Annotated in this window: 22 protein-coding genes; 11 read left to right on the top strand and 11 right to left on the bottom strand. The window is 66.4% G+C overall.

Features of this window, described 5'->3' with window-relative positions:
* Positions 1–17 precede the first annotated feature (17 nt).
* Positions 18–740, top strand: a complete 723-nt coding sequence (locus M4578_RS13130) for a glutathione S-transferase family protein (RefSeq protein ID WP_258093731.1) — start codon at positions 18–20, stop codon at positions 738–740.
* On the opposite strand, the gene rnr is transcribed toward M4578_RS13130, so the two are convergent.
* The 3 genes from rnr to dapE all read right to left on the bottom strand — a co-directional run bounded on the left by rnr (position 712) and on the right by dapE (position 5,726).
* Positions 712–3,018, bottom strand: a complete 2,307-nt coding sequence (gene rnr, locus M4578_RS13125; RefSeq protein ID WP_258093730.1) for a ribonuclease R — start codon at positions 3,016–3,018, stop codon at positions 712–714. The genes M4578_RS13130 and rnr overlap by 29 nt on opposite strands.
* 98 nt (positions 3,019–3,116) lie before the next feature.
* Positions 3,117–4,475, bottom strand: coding sequence for a dihydrolipoyl dehydrogenase (locus M4578_RS13120; RefSeq protein ID WP_258093729.1), 1,359 nt, complete (start codon positions 4,473–4,475; stop codon positions 3,117–3,119).
* A 102-nt stretch (positions 4,476–4,577) separates the two neighbouring features.
* Positions 4,578–5,726 carry a succinyl-diaminopimelate desuccinylase gene (gene dapE / locus M4578_RS13115; protein ID WP_258093728.1) on the bottom strand — a complete coding sequence of 383 codons (1,149 nt, stop codon included), beginning with the start codon at positions 5,724–5,726 and terminating at the stop codon, positions 4,578–4,580.
* Between the two features lie 354 nt (positions 5,727–6,080).
* Here dapE and M4578_RS13110 point away from each other — a divergent pair, with 354 nt between their 5' ends.
* The gene (locus tag M4578_RS13110; protein ID WP_258093727.1) at positions 6,081–7,154 is read left to right on the top strand and encodes a Hint domain-containing protein; all 1,074 of its coding nucleotides are present in this window, start codon (positions 6,081–6,083) and stop codon (positions 7,152–7,154) included.
* Positions 7,155–7,161: 7 nt separating this feature from the next.
* On the opposite strand, the gene M4578_RS13105 is transcribed toward M4578_RS13110, so the two are convergent.
* Positions 7,162–7,494: a hypothetical protein gene (locus M4578_RS13105; protein ID WP_258093726.1), complete on the bottom strand. Its 333-nt coding sequence runs from the start codon at positions 7,492–7,494 to the stop codon at positions 7,162–7,164.
* 139 nt (positions 7,495–7,633) lie between these two features.
* Here M4578_RS13105 and M4578_RS13100 point away from each other — a divergent pair, with 139 nt between their 5' ends.
* Positions 7,634–8,260: a hypothetical protein gene (locus tag M4578_RS13100; RefSeq protein ID WP_258093725.1), complete on the top strand. Its 627-nt coding sequence runs from the start codon at positions 7,634–7,636 to the stop codon at positions 8,258–8,260.
* A 135-nt stretch (positions 8,261–8,395) separates the two neighbouring features.
* Here M4578_RS13100 and dapD read toward each other — a convergent pair whose 3' ends face one another.
* Complete coding sequence (dapD, locus tag M4578_RS13095; protein ID WP_258093724.1) at positions 8,396–9,223, bottom strand: 2,3,4,5-tetrahydropyridine-2,6-dicarboxylate N-succinyltransferase; 828 nt, start codon at positions 9,221–9,223, stop codon at positions 8,396–8,398.
* Between the two features lie 97 nt (positions 9,224–9,320).
* Here dapD and M4578_RS13090 point away from each other — a divergent pair, with 97 nt between their 5' ends.
* The 5 genes from M4578_RS13090 to infB all read left to right on the top strand — a co-directional run bounded on the left by M4578_RS13090 (position 9,321) and on the right by infB (position 15,367).
* On the top strand, positions 9,321–9,716 hold the full coding sequence (locus M4578_RS13090) for a VOC family protein (protein ID WP_258093723.1): 396 nt from the start codon (positions 9,321–9,323) through the stop codon (positions 9,714–9,716).
* Positions 9,717–9,956: 240 nt separating this feature from the next.
* A complete protein-coding gene (gene rimP, locus M4578_RS13085; RefSeq protein WP_258093722.1) occupies positions 9,957–10,541 on the top strand; it encodes a ribosome maturation factor RimP in 585 nt (194 codons plus the stop codon).
* Between the two features lie 7 nt (positions 10,542–10,548).
* Positions 10,549–12,171, top strand: coding sequence for a transcription termination factor NusA (gene nusA / locus M4578_RS13080; protein WP_258093721.1), 1,623 nt, complete (start codon positions 10,549–10,551; stop codon positions 12,169–12,171).
* Between the two features lie 4 nt (positions 12,172–12,175).
* Positions 12,176–12,847, top strand: a complete 672-nt coding sequence (locus M4578_RS13075; RefSeq protein ID WP_258093720.1) for an RNA-binding protein — start codon at positions 12,176–12,178, stop codon at positions 12,845–12,847.
* Positions 12,848–12,856: 9 nt separating this feature from the next.
* Complete coding sequence (gene infB, locus M4578_RS13070; protein WP_258093719.1) at positions 12,857–15,367, top strand: translation initiation factor IF-2; 2,511 nt, start codon at positions 12,857–12,859, stop codon at positions 15,365–15,367.
* A gap of 101 nt (positions 15,368–15,468) precedes the next feature.
* Here infB and M4578_RS13065 read toward each other — a convergent pair whose 3' ends face one another.
* From M4578_RS13065 to M4578_RS13050, 4 genes are all read right to left on the bottom strand, one after another.
* Positions 15,469–15,597, bottom strand: a complete 129-nt coding sequence (locus M4578_RS13065; protein WP_258093718.1) for a hypothetical protein — start codon at positions 15,595–15,597, stop codon at positions 15,469–15,471.
* A 162-nt stretch (positions 15,598–15,759) separates the two neighbouring features.
* Positions 15,760–16,161, bottom strand: a complete 402-nt coding sequence (gene mutT / locus M4578_RS13060; RefSeq protein WP_258093717.1) for an 8-oxo-dGTP diphosphatase MutT — start codon at positions 16,159–16,161, stop codon at positions 15,760–15,762.
* An 82-nt stretch (positions 16,162–16,243) separates the two neighbouring features.
* Positions 16,244–17,473 carry a bifunctional glutamate N-acetyltransferase/amino-acid acetyltransferase ArgJ gene (gene argJ / locus M4578_RS13055; RefSeq protein ID WP_258093716.1) on the bottom strand — a complete coding sequence of 410 codons (1,230 nt, stop codon included), beginning with the start codon at positions 17,471–17,473 and terminating at the stop codon, positions 16,244–16,246.
* Positions 17,474–18,322 (bottom strand): peptidylprolyl isomerase, encoded by an 849-nt coding sequence (locus tag M4578_RS13050; RefSeq protein ID WP_258093715.1) that lies wholly within the window; start codon positions 18,320–18,322, stop codon positions 17,474–17,476.
* Positions 18,323–18,516: 194 nt separating this feature from the next.
* Here M4578_RS13050 and secA point away from each other — a divergent pair, with 194 nt between their 5' ends.
* From secA to M4578_RS13035, 3 genes are all read left to right on the top strand, one after another.
* Positions 18,517–21,255 carry a preprotein translocase subunit SecA gene (gene secA / locus M4578_RS13045; protein WP_258093788.1) on the top strand — a complete coding sequence of 913 codons (2,739 nt, stop codon included), beginning with the start codon at positions 18,517–18,519 and terminating at the stop codon, positions 21,253–21,255.
* A 136-nt stretch (positions 21,256–21,391) separates the two neighbouring features.
* On the top strand, positions 21,392–22,357 hold the full coding sequence (locus tag M4578_RS13040; protein ID WP_258093714.1) for a translocase: 966 nt from the start codon (positions 21,392–21,394) through the stop codon (positions 22,355–22,357).
* Positions 22,358–22,378: 21 nt separating this feature from the next.
* On the top strand, positions 22,379–23,932 hold the full coding sequence (locus M4578_RS13035) for a phosphate ABC transporter substrate-binding/OmpA family protein (RefSeq protein WP_258093713.1): 1,554 nt from the start codon (positions 22,379–22,381) through the stop codon (positions 23,930–23,932).
* A gap of 65 nt (positions 23,933–23,997) precedes the next feature.
* Here the strand turns inward: M4578_RS13035 and radC are convergent, their stop codons facing one another.
* Positions 23,998–24,762, bottom strand: coding sequence for a RadC family protein (gene radC / locus M4578_RS13030; RefSeq protein ID WP_258093712.1), 765 nt, complete (start codon positions 24,760–24,762; stop codon positions 23,998–24,000).
* Positions 24,763–24,969: 207 nt separating this feature from the next.
* On the bottom strand, positions 24,970–26,124 hold the full coding sequence (gene dnaJ, locus M4578_RS13025; RefSeq protein ID WP_258093711.1) for a molecular chaperone DnaJ: 1,155 nt from the start codon (positions 26,122–26,124) through the stop codon (positions 24,970–24,972).
* Positions 26,125–26,198 lie beyond the last annotated feature (74 nt).

The following is a 26,198-nucleotide window of genomic DNA, read 5'->3' as shown; positions in this document are numbered from 1 at the left end:
GACAGGAGTGTCTTTCCGTGCTGATCCTAAGAACCTTCCGCCCCGGTGGCGGCGCCCCCAGCTACAGCCCCTATTGTCTCAAGGCCATGTGCCTTTTGGAATTGTCGGGGCGTGCGTGGCGTCCGAGCTGGGAATCCATGCCTCGCGGCCCCTATCGAAAACTGCCCGCGCTCGAGACGCCGGATGGCGTGCTCGGCGACAGCAACCTGATCCTGAGCTGGCTGGAGCGTCAGGTCGCGCCGATGTTCCCGGGCTTCGATCCCGAGGCACGGGCCATGGCGCATATGACCATCCGGACGGTCGAGAACAGCCTCGGCTTGTCGCTGACGCTGGCCCGCTGGGTCGATGACGCGGGATGGCCGCACACGCGCGACGAGATCTTCGGCGGCATGCCGGCGCCTTTGCGGGCGGTGCTGCCCGGCGTTTTCCGCGGCAAGATCCGCCGGGGGCTGGAATGGCAGGGGCTTGCGCGGTTCAGCGAAGCGGATCTGCTGGCCTGGGTGGGCGCCGATCTGGACGCGCTGGAGGCTCTTCTGGGAGACAGCGACTGGCTGTTCGGCAGCCATCCCTGCGCGGCGGATTGTTCGGCGGTGCCGATGCTGGGCTTGCTCGACGCTCTGCCGGCCGACACGGCGCTGCGCCGTGCCGTGCGGTCGCGGGGCCGGCTGATGGCCTATGTCGCGCGCGGGCGCGACGCGCTTTACCCGGATCTCAGCGCTTCGTTGCCCGCTGCCGCGTGACCTTGCGCTTGACCTTCGCGTCCTTGCGGTTCGCTTTGGCCTCCTTGCGCCGGGGCGGCCCGCCGGGTTTGCCCCGGCTGCCGGGCCGGCGTCCGCGCGACGGGCGCCCGGTGCCGCGGCCCTGCGGCAGCTCGGCATCCTCCAGCTCGAGGATCTCCAGCCCGATGCCGCCGGTCACCGGCGCCGCCTCGGTCAGTTTCACCCGCACCCGCTGGCCCAGTCCGATGACGATGCCGGTATCGGCCCCCATCAGCGTGCCCGCCTCGCGGTCGAAATGGAAATATTCGTTGCCGAGACTGCGGATCGGCACCAGCCCGTCCGCCCCGGTCTCGTCGAGCTTCACGAACACCCCGAACTTGGCGATGCCGCTGATCCGCCCGCCGAATTCCGCGCCGATCCGGTCGCTCAAGTATGCGGCGAGATAGCGGTCGTTGGTGTCGCGCTCGGCCATCATGCTGCGGCGCTCGGTGTCGGAGATGTGCTGCCCGATCTGTTCCAGCCGCTCGATTTCCTGCTCGGAAAGCCCGTCATCGCCCCAGCCATGCGCGGTGATCAGCCCGCGATGCACGATGAGGTCGGAATAACGCCGGATCGGCGAGGTGAAATGCGCGTAGTTTTGCAGCGCGAGTCCGAAATGGCCGAAATTCTTCGGCGAGTAATAGGCCTGGGTCATGCTGCGCAGCGTCGCGAGGTTGATCAGCTCCGCCTCTTCGCGCCCTGCCGCGTCGTGCAGCAGCTTGTTGAGATGCGCGGTCTTCAGCACCTGCCCCTTGGCCAACGTCAGCCCGGCGGCATCGGCGGTCTCGCGCAGGCTTTCGAGCTTGTCGGCGGGCGGCTCTTCGTGAACCCGGAAGAGCAGCGGCACCTTCTTGGCGATCAGCGTTTCGGCGGCGCTGACATTGGCGAGGATCATGAATTCCTCGATCAGCCGGTGTGCATCGAGCCGGTCGACGAAGTTCACCGAGGTGACCTTGCCCTCTTCGTCCAGCACCACCTTGCGCTCTGGCAGGTCGAGATCCAGCGGCTGGCGCCGGTCGCGCGCGGCTTTCAGCGCGGCATAGGCGGTGTAAAGTGGTTTGATCACCGGGTCGAGCAGCGGCCCGGTCTTGTCATTGGGTTCGCCGTCGAAGGCCGCCTGCACCTCGCGGTAGTTCAGCGAGGCGGGCGAGCGCATGAGCCCGCGCACAAATCGGTGCGACTTCTTGTTGCCCTCGGAATCCACCACCATGCGCACAGCGAGACAGGCACGCGGCACGCCTTCGTGCAGCGAGCAGAGATCGCCCGACAGCCGGTCGGGCAGCATCGGCACCACGCGGTCGGGGAAATAGGACGAGTTCCCGCGCTTCTTCGCCTCGCGGTCGAGCGCCGAGCCGGGGGTCACGTAATGCGCCACATCGGCGATGGCGACCCAGATCACATGGCCGCCCTCGTTTTTCGGGTCTTCGTCGGGCTCGGCGAAACAGGCGTCGTCGTGGTCGCGGGCATCCGCCGGGTCGATGGTGACCAGCGGCAGCTCGCGCAGATCGGTCCGGCCCTTGAGTCCCGCAGGCTTCATCGCGTCCGCCTCGGCCAGCACCTCGGGCGGGAAATCGTCGGGAATGCCGTGCTGGTGGATGGCGATGAGCGACACCGCTTTGGGCTCCGACGGGTCGCCCAGCCGCAGCACGATGCGGGCTTTCGGCAGCCCCATGCGGGCGGCGCGCGGCCCGGCCTGCTCGGCCTCGACCAGTTCGCCGTCCTTGGCACCATGGGTGGCATCGGGCGCCACGATCCATTCCTTGTCGGCGCCCTTGTCGATGGGCAGGATGCGCCCGCCCTCGGCGCCCTTGCGGAAGATCCCCACCACCTTGCGCGGGCTCAGGCCGATGCGGCGGATCAGCCGCGCTTCGTAATTGTGATCGGCCTCGTGAACGACCTGAAGCCGCGCCAGAATCCGGTCGCCCTCGCCCAGTGCCGGGTCGGTGGCGCGGGGCACGTAGAGCACGGTCGGCTCCACCCCCTCGCCATGCCATTCCAGCGGCTGCGCAAAGAGATCGCCGTTCTCGTCCGGCGCCTTCATCTGCAACACGCTCACCGGCGGCAGCCGGTCGGGATCGCGATAGGTCTTGTGGCGCTTTTCCAGATGCCCCTCGTGCTCAAGCTCTTTCAGCAGGCGCTTGAGGTCGATCCGCGCGGCGCCCTTGACCCCGAAGGCCTTGGCGATGTCGCGCTTCGAGGTGAGGGTCGGGTTCGCGGCGATCCAGTCGAGGATGTCCGGTTTTGTCGGCAGTTTGCTCATGGCTCTGAGCTAGCACGCCCCCGCGGCGCCGTCATGGCGATTCTCTGCAATCGCCGCCTTTGTGAGAGGCGGCGCCTTGGGGGCGGGCGACGGCGGGCTCAGCCCGCCGCGGTCTCCTTGCAGATCGCCTTCAGCGCGTCGCGCAACCCCTCTTCGAGCGTCGGGTGGTAATAGGGCATGTCGAGCAGATCGCAGGCGGTCAGCCCCTGCTGCACCGCCCAGGCCAGCATATGCCCCATGTGATCGGCGCCGGGGCAGAAAAGATCCGCGCCCGTCAGCCGCCCGTCGGAGGCCGCATAAAGCGCGACGGTGCCGAAGGCCTCGCCATCGACCCGGGCGCGCGCCTGCGTGGCGAAATCGGAATAGCCGGTAAGGGCGCTTTCGTCGGGCCCGGCGCCGACCGAGACCAGCGGCGGTTCGGTGAAGGTGACGGTGAGCGGGGTCATGCGCGGCGAGGGCGTGACCTTTGGGAAGGTCGCCGCGTTGCGCCCGGCGATGATCCCCTCGTCGGCCGCCTCGTGCAGCACGGGGCGCTGCGCGTTGACGTCGCCGGGCAGGAAGATCGGCGCATCGCCGCATTGCATCGTCTCGAAGGAGACCTCGGGCATGCCGCGTTCGTTCAGGGCCAGCCCCGTCGCTTCGAGGTTCAGCCCCTTGAGGTTGGGTGGGCGCCCGGTGGCCACCAGCACCCTGTCGAACAGCTCGGTCTGGCCGTCCCAGTCGATGCGCACCTTGCCGTTCTCGACCGTGGGCACCGGCGTGGTGCCCAGATGCAGCGGCATCTCGCGCGACAGTGCCTCTTTCATCGCCTCGTGAACCGCGTCGATGCGCACCTGCGCCATGTGGTCCTGCTGGTCGAAGACGGCGACCCTTACGCCCAGACGGGCCATGGCCTGCGCCAGTTCCAGCCCGATCACCCCGGCGCCGATCACCGCAAGGCTCTCCGGCAGATCCTCCATCTCGAAGACGGTCTCGTTGGTTAGCGCCAGATCCCCCAACGCGCGGAACGGGCCGGGCACCATGGGCGAGGAGCCGGTGGCGATCACCACCGCGCGGGCCGAAACGCTGCGCCCGTCGTCCAGCTCCAGCGTGGTGGGGCCCGTGAACTGCGCCCGCGCCTTCACGCGCACCCCGTCGGGCAGCCGCGCAAAGCCCGCGCGCACCCCGCCGGCAAAGCGGTCGCGCCCCTCGCGCACCCGCGTCATCACCGCCGGGCCATCGACGGTGACCTCTCCGGCATGAACGCCGAACATGTCCGCGTGGCGCGCCTTGTGGGCGGCGCGCCCGGCGGCGATCAGCAGTTTCGAGGGCATGCAGCCAACGGTGGCACAGGTCGTGCCGGCGAATTCCGGGTCGATGAGCAGCGTCGTCGCCCCGTGTTTGCGGGCGGTGCGTTCGGCGTTGATCCCGGCGGAGCCGGCCCCGATCACCGCCACGTCGCAAGTCAGATCGGCCATGGTGTTCTCCTGTTCGGATAGGTCCGGTGCAGACTGTCCTGAATCGCCGCCGGGGAAAACCGCAAAGCCGGCCCCCGCACTGCGACAGGTGGCCCCGGCGCCTCAGCCCGCGAAATAGTCTTTCAGGATCCGGGTATAGATCGCCTTGAGCTGGCCGATCTGCGCAACCGGCACGTTTTCATCGACCTGGTGCAGCGTCTTGCCCACCAGGCCGAATTCCACCACCGGGCAGTGGTCCTTGATGAAGCGCGCATCCGAGGTGCCGCCGGTGGTCGACAGCTCGGGCTGGCGTCCGGTCTCGGCCTTGACCGCGCCGGAGACGAGATCGGACAGCGCGCCCGGCGGGGTGAGAAAGCTCTCTCCGGAAATCTTGATCTTCATCTCGGTGGTGGTGCCGAATTCGGCATCCACCCGGGCCACCTCTTCCTTGAGCCAGGCGCTGAGCGCGGCACCGGTATGGGTGTCGTTGAAGCGGATGTTCACCGCGCCGCGCGTCTGGGCCGGGATCACGTTGGTGGCGGAGTTTCCGGTGTCGATGGTCGCCACCGCCAGCGTCGAGGGGTCGAAATGCGCGGTGCCCGCGTCGAGCTTGCGCGAGGCCAGCCGGTCCATCAGCCGGGCCATCGCGGGCATCGGGTTCAGCGCGAGATGCGGATAGGCGGAATGGCCCTGCCGCCCGGTGACGGTGAACCAGGCGTTCATCGAGCCGCGCCGTCCGATCTTGATCATGTCGCCCATTTCGTTGGGGCAGGTGGGTTCGCCCACGATGCAGACCGACATGCACTCGCCTTCGGCGGCCATCCAGTCGAGCAGCGCCACGGTGCCATCCACCGCGTCGCCCTCTTCGTCGCCGGTGATCGCCAGCACCACCGCGCCGTCGGGCGGCGTGTCGGTGACGAAATCCACCGCCGCGGCGGCAAAGGCCGCAACGCCGGATTTCATGTCGGTGGCGCCGCGCCCGTACATGATCCCGTCGCGGATCTCGGCGCCGAAGGGATCGACGCTCCAGGCTGCCGCGTCGCCGACCGGCACCACATCGGTGTGGCCGTTGAAGCCGAAGGTTTTGGCATGGCCCTTGTCGCCCCAGCGCGCGAAGAGGTTGGCGACCCCGCCGCGATCGACGCGCGTGCAGGAAAACCCGGCCCCTTCGAGCAGCGCTTGCAGCAGCACCAGCGCGCCGCCCTCCTCCGGCGTCACCGAAGGGCAGCGGATCAGGTCGGCGGTCAGTGTTACGGCATCGATTGCGGTCATCGGGTCTCGGTCTCCGGAATGTCTGATGCGATGGCTACCGCGCCGCGCGGCGAAGGGCAAATGTTGCGAAAATGGCGCAAATTTTCCGGTTTGGCGTCGCGCGTTGCGCCGGGGCCTCTTAACGGGCATGGCCGTGGCGTGGTATCAAACGGGGAAACAAAGAAAAATCGCCATGGCAGGCGGGCAGGCCCAGGACAGAACGACAGGCAGGCGCGGTACGGCCGCGTCGCCAGCACCGGTCCCGAAACCGCCCGAGTTGCCCCGCGCGGAAAGCGAGGTGGGTATGGGCATGTCATCCAGAGGATCGGCGGTCTTGCGGCGGCGACTGGCCGTTGCGCAGGCGCGGAGGGCGCCATGAGCTGGATCGCCATTGCCGGAGAAGAGCGCCGCTGGACCGACGAAGCCGTTTTCGACGCCGCGCTGCGCCCGCGCGACCAGCTTCTGGCGCGGGGCTCGCTGCTGATCGAAACGCGGCTCTCGGCGGAGGGCCGGCCGCAGACCCTGCTGTCTTACGAGCGCAGCCATCCCTGGCCGGGGGCGCTGTCGCTACAGGCGTTGCCCGGCGGCAGCATCGTGCTGGTGATGAGCCAGGGGACCGAGGTGTTTCACACGCTGCTCGATTATCCCGCCGATGCCCGGACCGATGTGCTGCGCCTGACCTTCAGCTGGGATTCCACGCGCCGCTGGGGGCGGCTGGCGCTGGAACGGCCCGACAGCGACAAGGTGGCGATGCGGGTGACTCCGCCGCCGCCGCCGCTGGTGCTGGAGGACATCTTCACGATGACGCGCCGGCCGCAGCTTTGCCAGACCGATCCGGATCTGGTGTTCTTCGCGGTGTCGGACGAGATCGAGCCGGTGGGGCCGATGCCCTCGCTCACCGGCAATGTGCCGGTGGCGACGTCCGGGGGCTATCGCTGCCTCAAGGATCTGCGCTGCGGCGACACGGTCCATACGCGGAACAGCGGGCTGGTGCCGGTGCTGCACCGGGTCAGCCGGGTGGTGCCGGCGCTGGGCTCGTTCCGCCCCGTGCGGCTGCGCGCGCCTTATCTGGGGCTCAAGCGCGATGTCGTGGTGGCGCCGTTCCAGCGGCTGGTGATCGGCGGCTCCGAGGTCGAATATACCTTTGGCCGCGAGGCGGTTCTGGTGCCCGCGCTCAGCCTGGTGAACGGCTTTGCGGCGGTGCAGGAGGAGGGGCTGCTGACCCTGCGCTACCACAATCTTCTGCTGCCCTCGCACGATGCCTTCATCGCCGCGGGCGCCGCACTGGAAAGCCTCTATGTCGGGCGGCTGCGCCGCGACCGCGACCGGCTTTCGGCCTCGCTTCTGGCGGAGTGCCGGGCCGGGCTGCTGCCCGAACAGCATCGCGCCGGTTATCAGGTGCTGCGGCCGTTCGAGGCGATCACGCTTGCCGAGGCCCGGGCCGCCTGAACCGGGCCTAGTCGTCGCCGAAGAAGGGGGTGACCTGCGCCACGATCACCGCGTTCTCTTCCAGAGCGCGGGCCATCAGCGCCGCCTCGTCCGCTTCGATCTCGTGCCCTTGCGCCCGGCGCTCCTCTTCGGTGCCGTAGCCTGTCACGTCGAGCGGCGCCATATCGGCCTGCTTCAGAATCGCCACGGTCTCGCGCACCGCCTCGGCCTCGTCCACGCCCGAGGCGTAACACATCAGCGAGGCGCCGGTGGCGCCGTCGGGCAGCCCGTCGCCCACCTTGCGGCCGACCTCCACCACCAGGGTATAGACCCGCTGTTTCGATGGCTTCTTTCCCGACATGGTTCCGTCTCCCGTGGCTCCGGGCGAGATGGGGCAGGGCCGGGGCGCTGTCAAGCCGCGCTGTCAGGGCGCACCCTCTATGCTTGTCTGGTTTGGCATAAGATGCAACCATTGCGGTGTTTTCGGAGGGTATTTCCGTATGAAATTGCTGCCTGCGCTGATGCTGTGCCTTGGGCTCTCGGGGTGTCTCGACGCCGATATTTCGATGGATTTCAGCGATGGCGAGACCATGCAGGGCCGGTTCGAGATGCGGTTCGCCCGGCAGCTCTTCGACATGATGGGCAAGAGCGCCGAGGCCGCCTGCCCGGGGGGCGAGACCACGCTGACCGAAAGCCTCTTCACCTGTGTGACGCACGGGTCGGCCAGCATCGACAGCTTGCTCGACTCCGAGGCGCCGGACGGGCTCGATCAGGGGGATTTCGCGCCGACGCGCGGGGCCCGGTTCGAGCGCATCGGCGACGACCGTCTGCGGGTGAGCTTCGATTTCAGCGAGATGACGACCGGACGCGAGGCGGCGCCGGACGCGGAGCAGATGAAGGGCATGGAAGAGATGGTGCGCGCCGCGATGGCGGGGCATTCCTTTGTCTTCCGCATCCGAGCGCAAAAGATCCTCTCGACCAGCGGCCGGCTGTCGGAAGACGGGCGCGAGGCGAGCCATGTGATCCCGGTGGTGGTGTTTCTCGACGAGGAGCCGGATTTCGGCGCGCCCTTCGTCACCGAGATCCAGCTTCGCGAGAGCTGCTTTCTGGGCCTGTTCTGCGATTAGGGGCCCACCCCGTTTCGAAGGGGTCCAGCCTGCGGTTTTCTCCCCGGGACCGGGCGCCGGGATGCGCCAGAGACGGAACGGCCCGCCACTCCGAAACCGGAGGGCGGGCCGCCAGGCAAGGGTCTGTTGCGAGGATCAGTCGCGCAGCAGCTCGTTGATGCCGGTCTTGGAACGGGTCTTTTCATCGACGCGCTTCACGATCACCGCGCAGTAGAGGCTCACACCGTTCTTCGACGGCATCGAGCCCGCGACCACCACCGAATAGGGCGGCACTTCGCCATACATCACTTCGCCGGTCTCGCGGTCGACGATCTTGGTCGACTGGCCGATGAACACGCCCATGCCCAGCACCGAGCCTTCGCGGATGATGCAGCCCTCGACCACCTCGGAGCGGGCGCCGATAAAGCAGTTGTCCTCGATGATCACCGGGCCGGCCTGTAGCGGTTCCAGCACGCCGCCGATGCCGACGCCGCCCGACAGGTGCACGCCCTTGCCGATCTGCGCGCAGGAGCCCACGGTGGCCCAGGTATCGACCATGGTGCCCGTGTCCACATAGGCACCGAGGTTCACGAAGGACGGCATCAGCACCACGCCGGGCGCGATATAGGCCGATTTGCGGACGACGCAGTTCGGCACGGCGCGGAAGCCGGCATCCCGCCAGGTGTTCTCGCCCCAGCCCTTGAACTTGCTGTCGACCTTGTCCCACCAGCCGCCGCCCTGCGGGCCGTTGTCCTGGATTTCCATATCCTTGATGCGGAAGCCCAGCAGCACCGCCTTCTTGGCCCATTGGTTCACATGCCAGTTGCCGTCGTCCTGCTTTTCGGCGACGCGCAGCTTGCCGCTGTCGAGCGCGTTCAGCGTGTCCTCGATGGCTTCGCGGGTTTCACCTCCGGTCGAGGGGGTGATGGTGTCGCGCGCCTCCCAGGCGGCTTCGATGGCGGCTTCGAGCTGTGCGTTGGACATCTGTCTCTCCTCGTGCGATCCGGTTTCCAGCCCTATAGCGGGCCACCCGCGCCTCGGCAACGCATCCCGATGGCGCGGCAGGACAAGGAGACACCCCGTGGCCAAAGCCATTCACAGCATGATCCGCGTGCGCGACGAGGCGCGCTCGGTCGCCTTCTACGAGACCGCCTTCGGGCTGAAGATCGCCGACAGGCTGGACTTCCCCGAGTTCACGCTGATCTACCTGTCGAACCTTGAAAGCGGCTTCGAGCTGGAGCTGACGGTGAACAAGGGCCGCACCGACCCCTATGATCTGGGCGACGGCTACGGCCATTTCGCCGTCTCGGTCGCGGATCTGGAAGCCGAACACGCCCGGTTCGAGGCCGAGGGACTCAACCCGCGCAAACTGGTGGAGTTCGCGCCGGCGGGCGAGGTGGTGGCGAGGTTCTTCTTCGTGGCCGACCCCGACGGCTATCAGATCGAGGTGCTGGAGCGTTCGGGCCGGTTCGGCTGAACTGTCCCGTCATCCCCCCAGCCCCCTTCTTCTCTTTCCAAATACGCAAAAAGGACGCGCCCCTGCGGCCGGGCGCGCCTTCCGGCCCCTGCCCGGCAAAACGCCCCCCTTGCGGAATCGAATCGCGAGGCGTATATGCCCCTCAACAGCGGCGCGTCGGGCTCTTCTCCGAAGCTCCACCGGGAAAGATCGACGGGCCGCGCGCCCGTTTTTTTGTTTCACGCATCGGACCCGGACAACATGACCGACCTGATCGCCAAATCCGCCCTCGACCGGCGCCTCGCCGAGATCCTGACCCCCGTCATCGAGGACATGGGGTTCGAACTCGTGCGCATCCGGCTCATGAGCGGCAAGACCGCCACGCTGCAGATCATGGCCGAACGTCCCGAAGGCGGGATCGAGGTCGATGAGTGCGCCGAGATTTCCACCGCCGTCTCCGCCGTGCTCGATGTCGAGGATCCGATCCTCGACGCCTATGTGCTCGAGGTGTCGAGCCCCGGCATCGACCGGCCGCTGACCCGGCTCAAGGATTTCGAGACCTTCGAAGGCTATGAGGTCAAGATCGAGACGCAGGAGATGATCGACGGCCGCAAGCGCTGGCGCGGTGTGCTCGCCGGCGTGGAAGACGGCGAGGTGCTGCTCAACATCGAGGACGGTGGCGAGGAACAGACCATCGGCCTGCAATTCGACTGGCTCAGCGATGCCAAGCTGATCCTCACCGACGACCTGATCCGCGACATGCTGCGCGCCCGCAAGGCCAAGCCCGTGGACGAAACCCAATTCGACGAAATCCAGGCCGACGACGCGGCCGCTCAGGAGGAGTAAGACGACCATGGCAATCACCTCTGCCAACCAGCTTGAGCTTCTGCAGACCGCCGAGGCCGTGGCGCGCGAGAAGATGATCGACCCCAGCCTCGTGATCGAGGCGATGGAAGAGAGCCTCGCCCGTGCCGCCAAGAGCCGCTACGGCTCGGAGATGGACATCCGCGTGAAGATCGACCGCAAGACCGGCCGGGCGACCTTTACCCGCGTGCGCACCGTGGTCGAGGACGAGGAGCTGGAGAACTACCAGGCCGAATTCACCGTCGAACAGGCCAAGCAGTACATGGCCGACCCGAAGGTGGGCGACCAGTATATCGAAGAGGTGCCGCCGGTCGACATGGGCCGGATCGCCGCGCAATCGGCCAAGCAGGTGATCCTGCAAAAGGTCCGCGAGGCGGAACGCGACCGTCAGTATGACGAGTTCAAGGACCGCAACGGCACCATCATCAACGGCACCGTCAAGCGCGAGGAATACGGCAACGTCATCGTCGATGTGGGCCGTGGCGAAGCCATCCTGCGCCGCAACGAGAAGATCGGCCGCGAAAGCTATCGCCCCGGCGACCGGATCCGCTGCTACATCAAGGACGTGCGCCGCGAGGCCCGCGGCCCGCAGATCTTCCTGTCGCGCACCGCGCCGGAATTCATGGCCGAGCTCTTCAAGATGGAAGTGCCCGAGATCTACGACGGCATCATTGAGATCAAGGCCGTGGCCCGCGACCCCGGTTCGCGCGCCAAGATCGCCGTCATCTCCTATGACGGCTCCATCGACCCGGTGGGCGCCTGCGTCGGGATGCGCGGCAGCCGCGTGCAGGCGGTTGTGAACGAGCTTCAGGGCGAAAAGATCGACATCATCCCGTGGAACGAGGACGTGCCGACCTTCCTGGTGAACGCGCTCCAGCCCGCCGAGGTCTCCAAGGTGGTGCTCGACGAGGATGCCGAGCGCATCGAGGTGGTGGTGCCCGACGAGCAGCTGTCGCTGGCCATCGGCCGCCGCGGCCAGAACGTGCGTCTGGCATCGCAGCTGACCGGGCTCGACATCGACATCATGACCGAAGAGGAAGAGTCCAAGCGCCGCCAGAAGGAATTCGAGGAGCGCACGCAGCTCTTCATGGACACGCTGGATCTGGATGAGTTCTTTGCCCAGCTTCTGGTCGCCGAGGGCTTCACCAATCTCGAGGAAGTGGCCTATGTGGATCTCGATGAGCTTCTGGTCATCGACGGGGTCGACGAGGGCACCGCGCAGGAGCTTCAGACCCGCGCCCGCGAATTCCTCGAAGAGCAGGCCCGCAAGGCGCTGGAACACGCCCGCGAGCTGGGCGCCGAGGACAGCCTCATTGAATTCGACGGCCTGACACCCCAAATGGTGGAGGCGCTGGCGGAAGACGGCATCAAGACGCTGGAAGATTTCGCCACCTGCGCCGACTGGGAACTCGCCGGCGGCTGGACGACCGACGGCGGCGAGCGCGTCAAGGACGACGGGCTGCTCGAGAAATTCGATGTCGATCTTGCCGAGGCGCAAAACCTCATCATGACCGCGCGCGTCCTGCTGGGCTGGGTTGACCCCGCCGATCTGGAAGCAGAGGCCGAAGAGGGCGAGGACGACGGCGAAACCGAGGCCGAGGAAGAGGTCTGAGCGCATGAGCCGGGGCGGCCAGGATAAGGACCGGGCCGACGGGCCGGAGCGGCGCTGCATCGTCACGGGCGAGAGCCAGCCGGCCTCCGGTCTGATCCGCTTTGTGGTCGGGCCGGAAAGCCAGGTTGTGCCGGATCTCGCGGGTAAGCTGCCGGGGCGTGGCATCTGGGTGTCGTCCGACCGGGCGGCGCTCGAGACGGCGGCGGCCAAGGGGCTCTTTGCCCGGGCGGCGCGGCAGCCGGTCACGGTGCCCGAGGATCTTCCCGGGCTCATCGAGCGGATGCTGGCGCGCCGGGTGGTTGAGCTCATCAGCCTTGCCCGCAAGTCGGGCGGGGCGGTGTCGGGCTATGAAAAGGTCAAGGACTGGCTGGGCCGCGAGGATGCGGATGTGCTGATCCAGGCCGAGGATGGCTCGACGCGCGGGAAGTCGAAACTGTCCACCCCGCCCTGGGGCAGCTATATCGGCTGGCTCACCGCGGACGAGCTGGGTCTGGCCTTTGGCCGGGAAAAGGTGATACATGCCGCGCTTGGCGCTGGTGGACTCACGAAACGTGTTGTAGAGGAAGCCCAACGGTTGAAGGGCCTGCGCGTCGGACGGGCCGACGCGAAGACGGCAGCAGGGGCTGCCGGGGCGGCGAAAGCCGCCGGAGGCGGCAGGGGTCGCCGGAAAGGATAAGAGAGCTGAATGAGCGATAACGACGGCAAAAAGACTTTGGGTGTGCGTGGCGGCGGTCCCCGGTCGGGATCGGTGAAGCAGAGCTTCAGCCACGGGCGCACCAAGAATGTCGTGGTGGAAACCAAGCGCAAGCGCGTTGTGGTGCCCAAGCCCGGTGCGGGCGGCGCCAAGGGCGCGGGCGGCCTGCCTGGCGGGTCGGGTGGCAAACGCCCGGCGGGGATCTCCGATGCCGAGATGGAGCGCCGTCTCAAGGCGTTACAAGCCGCCAAGGCCCGCGAGGCCGAGGAACAGGCGCAGCGTGAGGCCGAGGAAAAGGCGCGCGCCGAAGAGCGTGCGCGCCAGCGCGCCGAAAAGGAACAGAAAGAGCGCGAGCAGCGCGAGGCCGAAGAGCGCGCCAAGGCGAAAGCCGAGGAAGAAGAGCGCAAGGCCCGCGAAGCCGCCGAGGCCGCGAAGAAGGCCGAGGCCGCTGCAGCAGCTCCCAAGGCCGAGACCGGCGCAGCAGCCGCCGGTGCCCAGGCCCGCAGCACCGCGAAACCCGCGGCGGCGGCACAGCCGCAGCAGCGCAAGGCCGACCGCGAACGCGAAGAGCGTGGCCGGTCGACCCGTGGCCGCGACGACGGCAACCGCCGGTCCGGCAAGCTGACGCTGAACCAGGCGCTGGGCGGCGAAGGCGGACGTCAGAAATCCATGGCGGCGATGAAGCGCAAGCAGGAGCGTGCGCGTCAGAAAGCCATGGGCGGCGCCCAGAGCCGCGAAAAGGTCGTGCGCGACGTGCAGCTTCCCGAGGCGATCACGGTGGCAGAGCTTGCCAACCGGATGGCCGAGCGTGTGGCCGACGTGGTCAAGGCGCTGATGCAGAACGGCATCATGGCGACCCAGAACCAGTCGATCGACGCCGACACCGCCGAGTTGATCATCGAGGAATTCGGCCACCGCGTGACCCGCGTCTCCGACGCGGACGTGGAGGACGTGATCAAGACCGAAGAAGACAAGCCGGAAGATCTCAAGTCGCGTCCCCCGGTCATCACGATCATGGGCCACGTCGACCACGGCAAGACCTCGCTGCTCGACAAGATCCGTCAGGCCAATGTGACCGCGGGCGAAGCCGGCGGCATCACCCAGCATATCGGCGCCTATCAGGTGACGACGAAGAACGGCGACGTGCTGACCTTCCTCGACACGCCGGGCCACGCCGCCTTTACCTCGATGCGTTCGCGCGGGGCTCAGGTGACGGACATCGTCGTGCTGGTTGTGGCGGCGGATGACGCGGTGATGCCGCAGACCGTCGAGGCCATCAACCACGCCAAGGCTGCCGGCGTTCCGATGATCGTGGCGATCAACAAGATCGACAAGCCGTCGGCGAACCCGACCAAGGTGCGCACCGATCTGCTTCAGCACGAGGTTGTCGTGGAGCAGATGTCGGGCGAGGTGCAGGATGTCGAGGTTTCGGCCCATACCGGCCAGGGTCTCGATGAGCTGCTCGACGCGATCGCGCTTCAGGCGGAACTGCTGGAGCTGAAAGCAAACCCCGACCGCGCCGCCGAAGGCGCCGTGATCGAGGCGCAGCTCGACGTGGGCCGTGGCCCGGTCGCGACGGTTCTGATCCAGAACGGCACGCTGAAGCAGGGCGACATCTTTGTCGTGGGCGAGCAGTACGGCAAGGTCCGTGCGCTGGTGAACGACAAGGGCGAGCGCGTGAAGGAAGCGGGTCCGTCGGTGCCGGTCGAGGTGCTTGGCCTCAACGGCACGCCCGAGGCGGGCGATGTTCTGAACGTGACCGAGACCGAGGCGCAGGCCCGCGAAATCGCCGAATATCGTGAGAATCTCGCCAAGGAGAAGCGCGCTGCCGCCGGTGCCGCGACGACCCTCGAGCAGCTCATGAAGAAGGCCAAGGACGACGAGAACGTCTCCGAGCTGCCGATTCTGGTGAAAGCGGATGTGCAGGGCTCTGCCGAGGCCATCGTTCAGGCGATGGAGAAGATCGGCAACGAAGAGGTGCGCGTGCGCGTGCTGCATTCGGGCGTCGGCGCCATCACCGAGACGGATATCGGCCTGGCCGAAGCCTCGGGCGCGCCGGTGATCGGCTTCAACGTGCGGGCCAACGCGCCGGCGCGGAACGCGGCCAACCAGAAAGGTGTGGAGATCCGCTATTACTCGGTGATCTACGATCTGGTGGACGACGTGAAAGCGGCGGCCTCGGGCCTGCTGTCGGCCGAGATCCGCGAGAACTTCATCGGCTATGCCCAGATCAAGGAGGTCTTCAAGGTCTCCGGTGTGGGCAAGGTCGCGGGCTGCCTGGTCACCGAAGGCGTGGCACGCCGGTCGGCGGGCGTGCGTCTGCTGCGCGACGATGTGGTGATCCACGAGGGCACGCTGAAGACGCTCAAGCGCTTCAAGGACGAGGTGGCCGAGGTGCAGTCCGGTCAGGAATGCGGCATGGCCTTCGAGAACTACGACGACATCCGCCCCGGCGATGTCATCGAGATCTTCGAGCGGGAAGAGATCGAGCGGTCGCTCTGATCCTTCCCCGTTCGGGACATGGAAAAAGAAGAAGGGGAGGCGTTTGCCTCCCCTTTTTGCTTCGCGTGGCGAAGCGGGTCTTCCGTATGGCAGTGCCGAGGTCAGGCGGCGACGGGCGTCCCGGTGTAGACCTGCGTTCCGACGCGCACCGAAATACGGCCGTCCGGCAGTTTCTTCTCAAAGATTCCCTGAACCGAGACACAGCTGCCCAAGATGATGGTGCGCAACATTGTTTCGTATTCCCCCAAGGTGAGCGACAGCTTCTTAAATACTGCCGAATCGTTAACGAAACCAGAAAAACTTGCCGCACAATCGTCACAATGTTAGGCAATTTATCTCGCAGTCGCAGCATTTCGGCCCGTGGGGAACGTTTTTTCTGGACATTCCGATGTTTAGAGCCAATCGCGCAGGATCGGGATCAGGGGAATATCGGCCGGCGGCATGGGGTAATCGCGCAGATCGCGCGCGTGAACCCATTTCAGCGCCTGGCCTTCCCTGGATTGCGGCGTACCCTGCCATTTGCGGCAGGCAAAGAGCGGCATCAGAAGATGGAAGGACTCGTAGCTGTGCGAGGCGAAGGTCAGCGGCGCAAGGCAGCTTTCCCAGGTGTCGATGCCCAGCTCTTCCTGAAGCTCGCGGATGAGCGCGACCTCGGGGGACTCGCCCGGTTCGACCTTGCCGCCGGGAAATTCCCAGAGCCCGGCCATGCTCTTGCCTTCGGGCCGCTGCGCGAGCAGCACGCGGCCATCGGGGTCGATCAGGGCAACGGCGGAGACGAGGACGATCTTGGACATGGCGCGGCTCTGGCGGAAAGGGGGGAGGCGAGGGGCAGGCCCCTCGCCATTTTGAGTATTTGGAGAAAGATGAAAGGCCGGGTCAGGAGCGGTAATCGGCGTTGATGCTGATGTAGCCGTGGGTGAGATCGCAGGTCCAGACGGTGGCTTTGCCGGTGCCGAGCCCGATGTCCACGCCGATGGTGATGTCCTGTTCCTTCATCAGCGCGGCGCCGTCCTCTTCCTTGTAGGAGGGCGCGACCCAGCCGTTCTCCGCCACCAGCACATCGCCGAAGCGGATGCTCAGCGCGTCGCGGTCGGCGGCGGCACCGGATTTGCCCACTGCCATGACGATTCGGCCCCAGTTCGGATCTTCGCCGGCGATGGCGGTCTTGACCAGCGGCGAGTTGGCGATGGCCAGCGCATGGGTGCGGGCATCGGCATCGGAGGCGGCGCCGGTCACGTTCACGGTGACGAATTTCGTGGCACCCTCGCCGTCCTTCACCACCTGGTGGGCGAGATCGAGGAACACGCCTTCCAATGCCTCGGCAAAGGCGGTGTCGGCGGTCGTGACCGCGACGCCCGAGGCGCCGGTGGCGCCCATCAGCAGCGTGTCCGAGGTCGAGGTGTCGCTGTCTACGGTGATGCAGTTGAAGGTGCGGGCGTTGATGCCGCTCACCAGCGCCTGAAGGTCGGCGCGGGAGATCTTTGCATCGGTGAAGAGATAGACCAGCATCGTCGCCATATCCGGTGCGATCATGCCCGAGCCCTTGGCGAAGCCCGCGATCTTCACCGTGCCGCCAGGCAGCGTCACGGTGGCGCAGGCGCCTTTGGGGAAGGTGTCGGTGGTCATGATGGCGCGGGCGGCCTCGGCGGCCTTGGCGTCGTCCAGCGCGCCCATCAGCTCGCCGACCTTGGCGATGATGCGGTCATGCGGCAGACGTTCGCCGATCACCCCGGTGGAGCTGGTAAAGACGCGCGTCTCGGGCAGATCCGCGGCCTTGGCGACCGCCGCGCAGATCGCCGCGACCGAGCCGTCGCCGGCCTTGCCGGTGAAGGCGTTGGAATTGCCCGAGTTCACGATGATCGCGGCGCCGGCATCGCTGTCGGCGCCGATCTTGGCCTGGCAGTCCAGCACATTGGCCGAGCGGGTGGCCGAACGGGTGAACACCCCGGCCACGGTGCTGCCCGGTGCCAGAAGTGCCAGCATCACATCCGTGCGCCCCGCGTATCGGACCCCCGCCGCGACAGAGGCAAAGCGGACCCCGCCGATCACCGGAAGATCCGGGAAAGAGCTGGGCGCGAGGGGTGAAACAGATGTGATCTTGGCCACTTAGTCCTCCAGAAGCTGCATGTTGGACAGCACCGAGACGTCGGTCTCGGATTTGTCCATGCGGGTCACGTCGGCCGCGGCGAGCTTGTCGTCGATATAGCCCTGAACGGCCTCTTGCTGCAGCTTCAATTCGATCTCTCCGCGCACGCTGTCAAGAGCCGGAGCCTCTTTGCTGCGCATGTCGTTGAGTTTGACCACATGCCAGCCGAACTGGGTCTGTACCGGTGCCGAGATCTGGCCGACCTCCAGCGTCTTCACCGCCTCTTCGAAGGGCGCCACCATCATGCCGGGGCCGAACCAGCCCAGTTCGCCGCCATTGGGGCCGGAGGGGCCGGTGGATTTTTCCTTCGCCAGCTCGGCGAAATCTGCGCCGCCGTTCAGCTCTTCGACCAGCGCCTTGGCCTCGTCCTCGGTTTCCACGAGAATGTGAGAGGCGTTGTATTCCTGACCCAGCTCCGCGCCCATGTATTCCGCATCATAGGCGGCCTGGATCGCGTCGTCGGTCAGCGCCGCATCGGCGACGGATTTGATCACCTCGGCGGCCAGAAGCGAGCGGCGCTCGTTCTCGAGCGAGAGCGTCACGCGCTTGGTCTCCTGGGCCTTTTCGTCTTGCGACAGAACGGTTTGCTGCACGAGCTGATCGAGAATCCCGTCCCAGAGCACATCGTCGCCGAGCTGCTGATACTGCTCGGGAAGCTGCGCACGGATCACCAGCATATTGCCCAGCGTGATGTCCTGCCCGTTGACCGTGGCCACGACGGTGTCGAGGCTCGTTTCCTCGGCCTGAACGGGCAGCGCCATTGCCAGCGCAAAGGCCACCGCGGTCAGTTTGGTGAGGGTTTTCGGCATCTGTCAGGTCCTTTCCCGGTCCTTGATGAAAGCCGCCCGCAGAGGGCGGCGTTGACACTCTGTGACCCTAGCCTTACATGGCCAAAAGGCTCTGCAAGGCCGGTCGTTCCCCTGTGTCATATGGGCTGTGTTCGAGGCGGGCAAGCGGATGCCACCGACAGAACACGACAATGTCAGACAGGAACGGGCAGGCCATGCTGGGTATCGGAACTATCGCGCGGAAGGTGTTCGGGACGCCGAACGACCGCAAGATCAAGGCGACGCGCCCGCTGGTCGACAAGATCAACGCGCTGGAGCCGGAGTTCGAAAAGCTCGACGATGCCGGGCTGATCGCCAAGACCGAAGAGTTCAAGACGCGCATCGCCGAGGGCGAGAGCCTCGACACCCTGCTGCCCGAGGCCTTTGCCAATTGCCGCGAGGGCGCCAAGCGGGCGCTGGGGCTGCGCGCCTTCGATACGCAGCTGATGGGCGGGATCTTTCTGCACCAGGGCAATATCTCGGAAATGAAGACCGGCGAGGGCAAGACCCTCGTCGCGACCTTTCCGGCCTATCTCAACGCGCTGACCGGCAAGGGCGTGCATATCGTCACCGTCAACGATTACCTCGCACGGCGTGACGCGGAGTGGATGAGCAAGGTCTATGGTGCGCTGGGGCTCAGCACCGGCGTGGTCTATCCGCATCAGGGCGAGGCCGAGAAGAAGCAGGCCTATGCCGCCGATGTCACCTACGCGACGAATAACGAGCTGGGCTTCGACTATCTGCGCGACAATATGAAATCCGAGCTCGCGCAGATGATGCAGCGCGGGCATTTCTTCGCAATCGTCGATGAGGTCGACTCGATCCTGATCGACGAGGCGCGGACGCCGCTGATCATCTCGGGCCCGTCGCAGGACCGTTCCGATCTCTATATGGCGATCGACAAGCTGATCCCCGAACTGTCGGACGATGCCTATACGCTCGACGAGAAGACCCGCAACGTCACCTTCACCGACGAGGGCAACGAGGCGCTGGAAGAGATGCTTCTGGCGCGCGGGATTCTCCCCGAGGGCCAGTCGCTTTACGACCCCGAAAGCACCACCGTGGTGCACCATGTGAACCAGGGGCTGCGGGCGCACAAGCTCTATACCCGCGACAAGGACTATATCGTCCGCGACGGGCAGGTGGTGCTGATCGACGAGTTCACCGGCCGCATGATGCTGGGCCGGCGGCTGTCGGACGGGCTGCACCAGGCCATCGAGGCCAAGGAGGGCTGCGACATCCAGCCCGAGAACGTGACGCTGGCGCAGGTGACCTTCCAGAACTACTTCCGGCTTTACGATAAACTGTCGGGCATGACCGGCACAGCGGTCACCGAGGCCGAGGAATTCATGGAAATCTACGGGCTGGGCGTGGTCGAGGTGCCGACCAACCGGCCCATCGCGCGGATCGACGACGACGACAAGGTCTACCGCACCGCGCAGGAGAAATACGCGGCCATCGTCGACGAGATCAAGGAGGCGCACGAGAAGGGCCAGCCCGTGCTGGTGGGCACCACCTCGATCGAGAAATCCGAGATGCTGTCGCAGCTTCTCAGCCAGGCGGGGCTGAAGCACAATGTGCTGAACGCGCGCCAGCACGAGCAGGAGGCGCAGATCGTTGCCGACGCGGGCAAGCTGGGCGCGATCACCATTGCGACAAACATGGCCGGCCGCGGCACCGACATCAAGCTCGGCGGCAATGTGGATTTCAAGGTGATGGAGGCCATCGCCGCGAACCCCGATGCCGATCCCGAGGAGATCCGGACACGGATCGAGGAGGAGCACGCCGCCGACGAGCAGAAGGTCAAGGACGCGGGCGGGCTCTTCGTGCTGGCCACCGAGCGCCACGAGAGCCGCCGCATCGACAACCAGTTGCGCGGTCGGTCCGGTCGTCAGGGCGACCCGGGGCGCAGCTCCTTCTACCTCTCGCTCGAAGACGATCTGATGCGCATCTTCGGCTCGGAGCGGCTCGACCGGATGCTGTCCAAGCTCGGTATGAAAGAGGGCGAGGCGATCATTCACCCCTGGGTGAACAAGTCGCTTGAACGCGCCCAGGCCAAGGTCGAGGGGCGCAACTTCGACATCCGCAAGCAGCTTCTGAAATTCGACGACGTGATGAACGACCAGCGCAAGGTGATCTTTGCGCAGCGTCTGGAAATCATGGAAGCCGAGGATCTATCCGAGATCGTGCAGGACATGCGCCACGAGGTGATCGACGAGCTGGTCGATGCCTATGTGCCGCCCAAGACCTATGCGGATCAATGGGACACCCAGGGGCTCTATGCCGCGGCGCTCGAAAAGCTTGGCATTGATGTGCCGGTGATCAAATGGGGCGAGGAAGAGGGCGTCGATGCCGAGGTCATCCGCGAACGCATGGAAGAGGCCTCCGACGCCTATATGGCCGAAAAGGCCGAGGCTTTCGGTCCCGAGACCATGCGGCAGATCGAAAAGCAGGTGCTGCTTCAGACCATCGACACCAAATGGCGCGAGCATCTTCTGACGCTGGAACACCTGCGCTCGGTTGTGGGCTTTCGCGGCTATGCGCAGCGCGACCCGCTGAACGAATACAAGACCGAGGCATTCCAGCTTTTCGAATCCATGCTGGAATCGCTGCGCGAGACGGTAACCGAGCAGCTGGCGCGCATCCGCCCGATGACCGAGGAAGAGCAGCAGGCGATGATGACGCAGCTCGCGCAGCAGCAGGCGCAGCTTCGCCAGCAGGCCGAGGCCGCTTCCGCCGCCCATCCCGGCGCGCCCGAGTCGCCCGCCGCAGCGCCGGCGCCGGGTGCGGCAGAACCGCTGGTGGCCGGGTTCGACGAATCCGATCCCGCGACCTGGGGCAACCCCAGTCGAAACGATCTCTGCCCCTGCGGTTCGGGCAAGAAATTCAAGCATTGCCACGGCCGTCTGGCCTGACATCTACATCTTGTTTCGGAGGGTGCGATGACGCCCTCCGGCGTCAGAATGACTCCCCGCTTGTGCCGCAACAGCGCCTCTTTTTGCCCTCAGATTGTTTCCTGTCGGCAATGAATCGAACTGCGCGGAGGCCGCGATGGCACGTCTCAAAACATATCTTCTGGCGGTGGTGACGATCTTCACCGCGCTGGCGATCGGCTATGTCATGCAGAATGGCAGCGTGCCGACACAGGCGTCGCGGGCGCAGCCTGCCGAGTTGGTGGTGAGCGGCATCACCGATACTTCTTCGGCGCTCACGCCGCGACTGCCGGTCGAGGCGGCCGTGGCAGGGCTTCCGGACGCACGGGTCGTGCTGGCCGCCGCTGACAGCGCGCCGCAGGTGGCGGAGCCGATGCCGCAAGACCATGCGGCGCCCGGCTTCGACTGCGCGCTCGACGTCAGCGCGATGGCGAATGCCGGGGCGATGGTCGATCTGTCGATTGTCGCGCCCTGCCATGCGTCCGAACGTGTGACGATCCATCACCACGGGCTGATGTTCACCGAGATCACCCAGCCCGACGGCACGCTGCGGGTCCGTGTTCCGGCGCTGTCCGAACATGCGCTTTTCATCGTGGCCTTCGACAATGGCACCGGCGGAACCGCCAGCACCGAAGTGCCTGCGCTGCCGTTTTACGACCGGGTCGTGTTGCAATGGAAAGGCCAGACCGGGCTCCAGCTTCACGCGCGCGAGTTCGACGCGGCCTATTTCACCGAGGGCCATGTCTGGGCGGCCTCCGCCGGCGATATGGAGCGCACGGCCAGGGGCGAAGGCGGGTTCCTCTCGCGGCTGGGCAATGCCGAGGCGCCCGAGCCGCTGATGGCCGAGGTCTACAGCTTCCCTGTGGCGACGACGCATCGCAGTGGCCGGGTTGCGGTGTCGGTCGAAGCCGAGGTGACCGAGGCCAATTGCGGCAGCGACGTCGAGGCGCAGACCCTGGAGCGGCATGGCGACACGGGGCTGAGGGCACGCGACCTGACGCTCGACATGCCGGCCTGCGACAGCATCGGCGACTTTCTGGTGTTGAAAAACCTGATCGAAGACCTGAAGATCGCCGGCAACTGACAGGATCAACCGGGGTCTTTCATGCGCGCGTTCCGTGCGGCGGTCTTCGCCGCACTTTTCTTTGTGGCGGGTCCGCTCTGGGCGCAGGACATCACCCTGCGGTCGCGCGACGGCGGGATCGAACTGACCGGCACGCTGCTGGGCTTCGACGGCGAATTCTACCGTATCGAGACGCGCTTCGGCGAGCTGACGGTGGACAGCTCCGGAGTGCTGTGCGACGGGGTCGGTTGCCCGTCGCTGACCGATTTTGTGGCCGAGCTGCAGGTCTCCGGGTCGGCGACGATCGGTGAGGTTCTGATGCCGGCGCTGGTCGAGGGGTTTGCGCTGCGCAACGGGCTGACGGCGTTGCGCGAAGCGATCGACGACAGCCACTTCCGCTATGTGCTGAGCGACCCGCGCGAGGAGCGGGTGGTGGGCCGGTTCGTCTTTCGGGTCAGCAATACCGACCAGGGCTTTGCCGATCTGCTGGCCGACGAGGCCGACATCGTCATGGCACTTCGGGAGATCCGCCTGGCCGAGCTGCGCCTGGCGCGGGAAGGCGGGCTGGGCGATTTGTCCGAACCCAATCGCAGCCGCGTGTTGGCGCTCGATGCGATGATTCCGGTTGTGGCGGCGAACAATCCGGTCGATGCCATCTCGCTTTCCGATCTGGCGCGGGTGCTGTCGGGCCGGCTGAGCAACTGGCGCGAACTCGGCGGGCCCGATGCGCCGGTGGTGCTGCATCTGCGCAACGCGGAATCCGGGCTGTCGCAGGGGGTCGAGGACCGGCTGCTGCGCCCCTCGCGCCTGACGCTGCACGGCGAGCTTCAGCGCCATGACAGCAATGGCGCGCTGGCGCATGCCGTGGCGCGCGATCCGTTCGGGCTTGGGCTGGCGAGCTATTCCGAGATCGGCAATACCAAGCCGCTTTATCTGACCGGAAGCTGCGGGTTCCAGTTGCGCGGGCGCCGGGCGGCGATCAAGACCGAGGATTATCCGCTCACAGCGCCCATGTTCCTCTATTTCCCGGCCCGGCGCTTGCCTGCCCTTGTGCGGGAGTTTCTCTCATATACGAGAAGCGCCCCGGCGCAGATCGTGATCCGGCGCGCGGGGTTTGTGGACCAGGCGCCGGAAGAGCTGCCGCTGAACCAGCAGGGCGACCGGCTGGCCAATGCCATTGCGGTGGCGGTGGGCGAAGACGGTCTGGCCGGGTTGCAGGAGCTTGTGACGGTGCTGTCGCCGATGCGGCGGCTGACCACCTCGTTTCGCTTCGAGCCGGGTTCGGCGCGGCTCGATGCGCAGTCGCGCTCCAACGTGCAGCAACTGGCGCGGTCTCTTGAGGCCGGCGAATACGATGGCCGGCGGCTGGTTTTCGTGGGGTTCTCGGACGGGCAAGGGCCGGCGGAGGGCAATCTGGAGATCGCGCGCAAACGGGCTGAAACGGTGCGGGGTGCGGTGGAACAGGCGGCGGAGGCCGCGGATCTGGACCGGATCGACCTGGCGACCGAAGCCTTTGGTGAAGCGATGCCCATGGCGTGCGACGATACCGTCTGGGGACGGCAGGTGAACCGGCGTGTCGAGGTCTGGCTGCGCTGAACCGAGGACGCCCGCAAGGGCGGAGGAGGGGTCTCGTCAAGCCCGTGCGGGCTTTCCTCGACCGTTCACAGCAGCCCATCGCGGCGAAAGCTGATTTCCCGCGATTTTCCGATCACCAGATGATCGTGCAGGGTGAGGCCGAGCGCCTCTGCGGCGTGCTGGATCTGCAGGGTCATGTCGATGTCCGCCTGGCTGGGCGTCGGATCGCCCGACGGGTGGTTGTGCACCAGGATCAGCGCGCTGGCGTTCAGCTCCAGCGCGCGTTTCACCACCTCGCGCGGATAGACCGGGACGTGATCCACCGTGCCGCGCGCCTGCGCCTCGTCCGCGATCAGCACGTTCTTGCGGTCGAGGAACAGGATCCGGAACTGTTCGGTCTCGCGATGCGCCATGGCGGTCTGACAATAGGCCAGCAGCGCGTCCCAGGAACTGACCACCTGTTTCTGCAATACCCGGGATCGCGCCAGCCTATGTGCCGCGGCCTCGACGATTTTCAACTCCGTCACCACCGCCTCGCCCACGCCGGAGACCTCGGTCAGCCGCGTGGCGGGGGCGGAGACGACGCCGTTGAAATCGCCGAAGGCGTCGAGCAGGGCGCGGGCCAGAGGTTTTACGTCGCGTCGGGGAAGCGCGCGGAACAGCACCAGCTCGAGCATCTCATAGTCCGGCAGCGCCTCGGCGCCCCCGGCCAGGAATCGCTGACGCAGGCGCGTGCGATGATCGCGGAGATAAGAGGGCAGCACCCGGCCGGGCGGCGCCAGCGCGGCGGGGGCCTCGTCATGAGCGAAGAGCTCTGCCTGGGAATCGGAGAATTGCCGCGCCTGTGTCATGGGCCAAGCGTCGCGCGGTGCGGTTAGGAAAAGGTTAACGTGACAAGGGCCGCGCAGAGGCGCGGCCCTTGTGTCGGGTGAGGTTGGAGAGGCTGGGGACAGTCCCAAAGCTCCGCTGGAGCGATTGGAAATCTCCTGGGCTCCGCCCGCAACCGCCTCAAACGCTCCATCGGAGCGTTTGCCGGGCCAAATGGCCCGGTCCGGCGTTTACCCCTTCATCGAATCCCAGAAGTTCTTCACGGACGAGAAGAAGCTGTGCGATTCCGGGTTGTTGTCCTCGCCCAGCTCCTCGAACTCGCGGAGCAGCTCCTTCTGGCGCGTGCTCAGGTTCACCGGGGTTTCCACCGCCAGCTCGATGAACATGTCGCCCGAGGCGCCGCCACGCAGTGCCGGCATGCCCTTGCCGCGCAGGCGCATCTGGCGCCCCGACTGGCTGCCCGCCGGGATCTTGACGCGCGAGCGGCCGCCGTCGATCGTCGGCACCTCGATGTCGCCACCCAGCGCCGCCGTCGCCATGCTCACCGGCACGCGGCAATGCAGCTCGGCGCCTTCGCGTTCGAAGATCTCGTGCTTCTTCACCTCGATGAAGATGTAGAGATCGCCCGGAGGCCCGCCGCGCATGCCCGCCTCGCCCTCGCCGGCCAGCCGGATGCGGGTGCCGGTTTCGACGCCGGCGGGGATGTTCACCGACAGCGCGCGCTCTTTCTGTACACGTCCGGTGCCGCCGCATTTGCCGCAGGGGTTCTTGATGATCTGGCCCAGGCCCGAACAGGTCGGACAGGTGCGTTCCACCGTGAAGAACCCTTGCGTCGCGCGCACCTTGCCCATGCCGGAACAGGTCGGGCAGGTCACCGGCTCGGCGCCGCCCTCGGCCCCGGAGCCGTTGCACTCGCCGCATTGCACCGAGCTCGGCACGTTGATCGTCTTCTGAAGCCCGTTATAGGCCTCTTCCAGCGTCACGCGCAGATTGTAGCGCAGATCGGCCCCGCGCGCGGCGCGCTGACGCCCGCCGCCACCCTGGCGCCCGCCCATGAAATCGCCGAAGAGATCGTCGAACACATCGGAAAAGGCGCTGGCGAAATCGCCCTGGCCGCCCTGAAAGCCGCCGCCCGGACGCGGACCGCCGCCCATGCCGCCCTCAAAGGCGGCGTGGCCGAAACGGTCATAGGCCGCTTTTTTCTCGGCGTCCTTCAGAACTTCGTAAGCCTCGTTGGCTTCCTTGAACTGGCCTTCGGCTTCGGGATTGTCGGCGTTGCGGTCGGGGTGAAGCTCTTTGGCCTTCTTGCGATAGGCCTTCTTGATCTCGTCCGCGGAGGCACCCTTGTTGACGCCGAGCACGTCGTAATAGTCACGCTTGGACATTCATGCCCTCCTTTGGCTTGGAACGGAAAGGGGCCGGTCCGGCATCCGGACCGGCCCCCCGTCTGTTCCGAGAG

This window comes from Salipiger pentaromativorans, from assembly GCF_024721115.1.
In the GTDB taxonomy this organism is placed as follows: Bacteria; Pseudomonadota; Alphaproteobacteria; order Rhodobacterales; family Rhodobacteraceae; genus Salipiger; species Salipiger pentaromativorans.
The sequence above is the reverse complement of the archived record's forward strand: the minus strand, read 5'-3'. Positions and strand labels throughout refer to the sequence as shown.

Excerpts from the sequence above, each read along its gene's own strand:
- rnr (WP_258093730.1), bottom strand. The coding sequence starts at position 3,018 with ATGAGCAAACTGCCGACAAAACCGGACATCCTCGACTGGATCGCCGCG.
- M4578_RS13120 (WP_258093729.1), bottom strand. The coding sequence starts at position 4,475 with ATGGCCGATCTGACTTGCGACGTGGCGGTGATCGGGGCCGGCTCCGCC.
- dapE (WP_258093728.1), bottom strand. The coding sequence starts at position 5,726 with ATGACCGCAATCGATGCCGTAACACTGACCGCCGACCTGATCCGCTGC.
- M4578_RS13110 (WP_258093727.1), top strand. The coding sequence starts at position 6,081 with ATGAGCTGGATCGCCATTGCCGGAGAAGAGCGCCGCTGGACCGACGAA.
- M4578_RS13105 (WP_258093726.1), bottom strand. The coding sequence starts at position 7,494 with ATGTCGGGAAAGAAGCCATCGAAACAGCGGGTCTATACCCTGGTGGTG.
- M4578_RS13100 (WP_258093725.1), top strand. The coding sequence starts at position 7,634 with ATGAAATTGCTGCCTGCGCTGATGCTGTGCCTTGGGCTCTCGGGGTGT.
- dapD (WP_258093724.1), bottom strand. The coding sequence starts at position 9,223 with ATGTCCAACGCACAGCTCGAAGCCGCCATCGAAGCCGCCTGGGAGGCG.
- rimP (WP_258093722.1), top strand. The coding sequence starts at position 9,957 with ATGACCGACCTGATCGCCAAATCCGCCCTCGACCGGCGCCTCGCCGAG.
- nusA (WP_258093721.1), top strand. The coding sequence starts at position 10,549 with ATGGCAATCACCTCTGCCAACCAGCTTGAGCTTCTGCAGACCGCCGAG.
- M4578_RS13075 (WP_258093720.1), top strand. The coding sequence starts at position 12,176 with ATGAGCCGGGGCGGCCAGGATAAGGACCGGGCCGACGGGCCGGAGCGG.
- infB (WP_258093719.1), top strand. The coding sequence starts at position 12,857 with ATGAGCGATAACGACGGCAAAAAGACTTTGGGTGTGCGTGGCGGCGGT.
- M4578_RS13065 (WP_258093718.1), bottom strand. The coding sequence starts at position 15,597 with ATGTTGCGCACCATCATCTTGGGCAGCTGTGTCTCGGTTCAGGGAATC.
- mutT (WP_258093717.1), bottom strand. The coding sequence starts at position 16,161 with ATGTCCAAGATCGTCCTCGTCTCCGCCGTTGCCCTGATCGACCCCGAT.
- M4578_RS13050 (WP_258093715.1), bottom strand. The coding sequence starts at position 18,322 with ATGCCGAAAACCCTCACCAAACTGACCGCGGTGGCCTTTGCGCTGGCA.
- secA (WP_258093788.1), top strand. The coding sequence starts at position 18,517 with ATGCTGGGTATCGGAACTATCGCGCGGAAGGTGTTCGGGACGCCGAAC.
- M4578_RS13040 (WP_258093714.1), top strand. The coding sequence starts at position 21,392 with ATGGCACGTCTCAAAACATATCTTCTGGCGGTGGTGACGATCTTCACC.
- M4578_RS13035 (WP_258093713.1), top strand. The coding sequence starts at position 22,379 with ATGCGCGCGTTCCGTGCGGCGGTCTTCGCCGCACTTTTCTTTGTGGCG.
- radC (WP_258093712.1), bottom strand. The coding sequence starts at position 24,762 with ATGACACAGGCGCGGCAATTCTCCGATTCCCAGGCAGAGCTCTTCGCT.
- dnaJ (WP_258093711.1), bottom strand. The coding sequence starts at position 26,124 with ATGTCCAAGCGTGACTATTACGACGTGCTCGGCGTCAACAAGGGTGCC.